4 protein-coding genes and 1 pseudogene are annotated in these 4,926 nt (G+C 58.5%); 1 reads left to right on the forward strand and 4 read right to left on the reverse strand.

Annotated features, from left to right (window positions below; all coding sequences use genetic code 11):
• Nucleotides 1–73: 73 nt before the first annotated feature.
• Nucleotides 74–1,174 (reverse strand): IS630 family transposase, encoded by a 1,101-nt coding sequence (locus AAFX91_RS39075; protein ID WP_394570059.1) that lies wholly within the window; start codon nucleotides 1,172–1,174, stop codon nucleotides 74–76.
• Between the two features lie 94 nt (nucleotides 1,175–1,268).
• Here AAFX91_RS39075 and AAFX91_RS39080 point away from each other — a divergent pair, with 94 nt between their 5' ends.
• Nucleotides 1,269–1,556: a LexA family transcriptional regulator gene (locus tag AAFX91_RS39080; RefSeq protein WP_028169398.1), complete on the forward strand. Its 288-nt coding sequence runs from the start codon at nucleotides 1,269–1,271 to the stop codon at nucleotides 1,554–1,556.
• A gap of 114 nt (nucleotides 1,557–1,670) precedes the next feature.
• On the opposite strand, the gene AAFX91_RS39085 is transcribed toward AAFX91_RS39080, so the two are convergent.
• The 3 genes and pseudogenes from AAFX91_RS39085 to AAFX91_RS39095 form a co-directional block, all read right to left on the reverse strand.
• Nucleotides 1,671–1,865: a hypothetical protein gene (locus AAFX91_RS39085; RefSeq protein WP_028169399.1), complete on the reverse strand. Its 195-nt coding sequence runs from the start codon at nucleotides 1,863–1,865 to the stop codon at nucleotides 1,671–1,673.
• A gap of 1,097 nt (nucleotides 1,866–2,962) precedes the next feature.
• Nucleotides 2,963–3,394 (reverse strand): helix-turn-helix domain-containing protein, encoded by a 432-nt coding sequence (locus AAFX91_RS39090; RefSeq protein ID WP_394570058.1) that lies wholly within the window; start codon nucleotides 3,392–3,394, stop codon nucleotides 2,963–2,965.
• A 187-nt stretch (nucleotides 3,395–3,581) separates the two neighbouring features.
• Nucleotides 3,582–4,527: pseudogene (locus AAFX91_RS39095) on the reverse strand (IS630 family transposase).
• Nucleotides 4,528–4,926: the final 399 nt, after the last annotated feature.

Here is a 4,926-nt window from a genome sequence, read left to right on the forward strand (position 1 = left end):
TCGCCTGGACGAAGAAACGAGTCCGCCAAAACGGTTCAAAGGCTGCCGTATCACTCAGCTCTGATTCCGGGTACTAGTACCTCGGCACAGAGGTTTTGACTCGTTGAACCTGGCCTGATTCGATGATGGGTTTTGGATAGGCCCGCGCCATTTTGGCGCGAGCCTTATTGGTTGTGAACATCCATTTGACGCGGGCGCGGTCGGCATTGCGCCGTTTCTCCCAGGCGGCGGTCTCGGCGACGAGGCGGGCGAAACCGTCGATGCGTCGATCGAGGCATTGGCGGGCGAGAACGCCGATCTCGATCTCGACCATGTTGAGCCAGCTGGCGTGCTTTGGGACGTAGTGGAACTCCAGTCGGCGCTTTACCCGCCGTGCTTCGTCGGCCGGAAAGGCCTGGTAGAGCGCCCCGGCCGAATGAGTTGAGAGATTGTCGAGCACCAGGCGGATGCGCTCGGCTCGGGGATAATGGATGTCGACGAGGTCGCGCATGCAGGCCGCAAAGTCTTCCGCAGCCCGCCGCTCGGTCACCTTCACCTTGCGCCAGGAGCGATGCGCGTCGAGGAAGACGAACAGGTTTGCGGTGCCATTGCGCCGATACTCGCAATCGTAGCGCTCGATCTGTCCCGGTGTGGCCGGGATCGGCTGGCGCACTTCGCCGATGAGCTGGATTGGGCTCTCGTCGAAGCAGACCACCGGCCGCTTCGGATCAGGCGCCTCGGCATAGAGATCGAGCACGTCCTCCATGCGGGCGACGTAGTCGGCATCGATCTGAGGGATGCACCACATGTCCTTGCGCCACGGCTTGAGATCGCTCTCGGCCAAGCGTCGGCGCACCGTCTCGCGCGACAGGCTCTCGTGTGGCGTCAGCTTGACGATCGCTTCGGCCAACAGTTCCAGGGTCCAACGGGCGCGGCCTGCCGGAGGGCTTGAGCAGGCGGTCGCCACCAAAAGGGCTTCCTCCTTGCCGGTGAGCTTGCGTTCCGACCCGGGCCGCGGCTCCTCGCTGAGCGCCGCCTCCAGATTGCCGAGGACAAAACGCCGTTTGGTGCGATAAACCGTGGACCCGCCGACGCCGACGCTACGGACGATCTCCGCGTCGCTGACCCCTGCGTCAGCGGCGAGCAATATCTGCGCCCGCTTGAGCTTGCGCGCCGCGTGCTTGCCGCCGCTCAGAAGCTCCGTGCGCTCGGTTTAGCTGAGTTCGACCCGATAGCGTACATTCATCCGTGCCTCCGCCTGTCGAGGCACTGACGAACAGCTGAATCGGATGGCCAAGGTGAGTCATTCTGCAAAAGCCTTCACGCCCAAGCAGGGCCAGTACCTGGCCTTCATCGACGCCTACACGCGCGTGCATCGCCGGCCACCTGCCGAATGGGAGATGCAACGGCACTTCGGCGTGTCCCCGCCTTCCGTCCACCAGATGGTGTTGACCCTCGAACGCGCGGGCATCATCAGGCGCCAGCCCGGCTCGCCGCGCAGCATCGAAGTGCTGGTCCCTCCTGAACAGCTCCCCGTCTTGGAAATCCCAAACCAATCAGTCAAAACCTCTGTGTAGAGGTACTAGTAGTAGCCCGTCCATTCGCCGCCACCATCCATAACATCTACTTTACACCGAGCTCAAACTGGTTGTTGGTGTAGAGTTTGAAATCCTTTACTGCGGACGTCGTAATTAGGCTGCCGACCGGATCGACACCGCCGTCCAATATTGGCCGTAGAGCGCAAGCTCCTTGATCAGGTCATAAACCAGTCCCGCCCGCCAGCTCAGGCCTGAGAGCGAGGCCTGAAAACTTTTCATCGCATCCCTGAAATTGGCTTTCCATGCTTGTTTGGTCGGGCCAACGCTGACGATCGCGAGCTGATCCAATATCTTCAGCCAATGTTCCGCGGACGCTGCACACTGGTTGGCAATCGTTTTGATTGGGTGCTCACATCAGTGACAGGTATGGACAGGTTGTCGGAAGCCGGACATGAGACGTGTGCGACGTCGGGAAAACCCCCTGGAGAGAGACATCTTCTAAGCTTCGTTTGAGAGCCTGAATGGAAGTGCTGTCCGATGATGGCGTGACAGCGATGGCGCAAGCATTTCCGAGATATCGTTTCGGACCTTCGACCGGGAAAAGCTATGTCGCCGGGCGACACGATTAGCGTATACGCTGACTGCGGAAGAAGACGAGAGCGATATGGACTTGCGTAACCAGCTGCGCAAGCCGAATTCCGAAAGAATAGCCGGGTGTCGCCACAGCGGTGACCGAAGAAAAAGAGGCAGCTTGTAGTGAACAAGCGGCCCAAGTCTAGGGAGGAAACGCCCAAGGAGGGCAGCGATAGCGCATCGCGCTACCGCGCAAGAGGTTGACTTCTGATCGGTATCACAGCGCATACTTTGCCGAGGCGTGCTCACTCAGCATTCCGCCAACTCGCGGAGACATCCCCGGAGCCTTCGAGCAGACCTCGGTATCCATGTTTTGGACAAACGATTCCTCAGTTTGCGCCGGCGCGTGAGCGCTGGGTGAGACGACTACACTCAGGTCACTTCACCGTTGAAGCCAGAAATCGTGTTCCAGATCACAGCGATAGTCTCCTTTCCGGTCGCCATGGTAACGATAGGCTGATCGGGACAAAGGTCGATTTTTTCTCGATAGTCGTGCTGGCGTTGACGAGTTTGGCTGTTTAATCGTACGGCGGCCGCGGTCTCGGCCTTGCAAGGTGATACTGTCGGACTTTGGAATAATGGATTCCATGAGCCTGGCAGGATCGATCGCAATGGAGAGACCTCCACTGCCACGCTGTGTTTAAACCGTGAGCCAGACGGCATCGGCTACCGGACTTGAGGAACTCGAATTCGCCGACTAGGTCTTCGATGTGACGAAACACCAACTCGGCTAATGGTGGCGCAACTGTAACCCGCTCCGTTCGGATGGGCCCTGCTTTTGAGGCTGCCATGGCCGAAGATGTGGCAGAATTTCAGGCCCGCGACTGACCAGCGCGGACGGCTGCAGCTAAAGCTTCTTCCAGCCTCGTCTTCTCCAGCAAGAGATCCGCGACGATCTTTCGAAAGCGTTGGTTTTCGACTGTAAGATCCTCCAACACACCCCGCATGTCATCCATCGTTCCCGCGTTGGCTGACCCGCCATTCTCAAGTGTGCCACATTGCGCGAATGTCGCATCACTCTTATGCAAGGGCATTTTTCGCCAACGATAAAGGGTCATGACGCTAACCCCGAGCACTTTGCAAATCTCCATCTGAGAATTGCCCGCTCGTGCAAGCTCATTTGCTCGGGCAAGCTTCGACAGAATCTCCTCGTGAGAGTGCTTCTTCATCTTTCTCTCTAAAGGCTCGGCAACGACATCCTTGGTGATGCCTTGAATTTGTCGGCGTGGCGAAACTGAGGCCACCAGCGGCTCAGATTTCAAATACGAAAGGAGTGTGTATGATCCTGGACAAACCGCAGGAAGACCAGATCCGTAAGCCGAGCGTTCGTACATATTCGTGCCGCGACCTTCAAGAGACTTGAATGGCACGTAGCGTCAAGCTGCACCATTTCAAAGTAGAGTAGTGTTTCCGACCTAGAGCGTGATGAGATTAGGTTTGACCATATCCGGCGTTGGTGAAGTAGTTTGAGCACTCGGCGGGTGTGACAGTGTCGAGGATCGGACCAATGGCATCGTAGACGGCCTCGGTGGTCCGCTTTGCGGCTTTGCGAAGCCAGTGTTTGAGTTTCGCGAAGAACTGCTCGATCGGGTTCAGATCGGGTGAGTATTTCGGTAGGAAGAACAACCGTGCACCGGCGGCACGGATGATGCGGCGTACGGCCTTGCCCTTGTGCGAGCCGAGGTTGTCCATGATCACGATGTCGCCGGGCGGCAATGTCGGGACGAGAACCTTCTCGACGTAGGTTTGAAAGGTTTCGCCATTGATCGGCCCATTGATGAGCCACGGGGCCGTGACGCGATCGTGGCGCAAGGCGGCCAGGAAGGTCATGGTCTGCCAGTGGCCATGTGGCACCTTGGCCTTGAGCCTTTGACCGCGCGGCGCCCAGCCCCGCAGCGGCGCCATATTGGTTTTGGTCCAGGTCTCGTCGATGAACACCAGGCGAGACGGATCGATCCGCTCCCGATATTTGGTCCATTGCGTCCGCCGACGGGCAACATCGGGACGGTCCTGCTCGGCAGCAATCAGCGTCTTTTTTTGTGACTGAGCTTCTCGGCGTGGACGAAGTCCCACACCGTCCGGTAATCGACCCTCAGGCCACGCTCGGCGAGCTCGGCCACCAGCCCGCGCAAGGTGAAATCGGCCGTCCGGCAGCGTTGCACCAGCCAATCACGATGCTTTCCCGAAATCTTCTTCGGCTTGTAGCCGCCGATCTGATCCGGCTCGACGCTGCCGGTCGCGCGAAAGCGCTGCACCCAGAGAATGGCCGTGCTGATGCCTACACCAAATGCGCCGCCGCCTGATGGCACGACAGGCCGCCCTTGCAAACGGCGTCAACCACGCGCTCACGCAGATCAGTCGAATACGCCCGCCCCATCCATGCCGGCCTCCTTCCCAGCCAGCATGTTGAATCAGAACCGATCTGATTTGGGAATCCTCAATCGATTCAATCTAATCCCATCCCGCTCTAGCGAACGACATCGTGACCTGCCTTCAGGAGACGCAAGCAAGCCTTGCGCAAGGCGAAATGGTTTTGCGACGCTATTCCTCGTCTGCTTCCGACGTTCTTCGTAGGCTTCCGGACATGTCCCGCCGTGCTCGCAAGGCACAATCATAACGACGTGAGCGTCATCCGCCGCGTGCATCTTGGAATCGTGCCACTCACTTCCCTAAGCGGTGGGCATAGGCCTGACACCAGACTAGTACCCACTTTTCATAGAACGTGAGTCGTGATTCAAGATCGGGATGATTCCCGAAGCAAGAGAAGTCCGCGTTT

The organism is Bradyrhizobium sp. 31Argb (assembly GCF_043638955.1).
Taxonomy (GTDB): Bacteria; Pseudomonadota; Alphaproteobacteria; order Rhizobiales; family Xanthobacteraceae; genus Bradyrhizobium.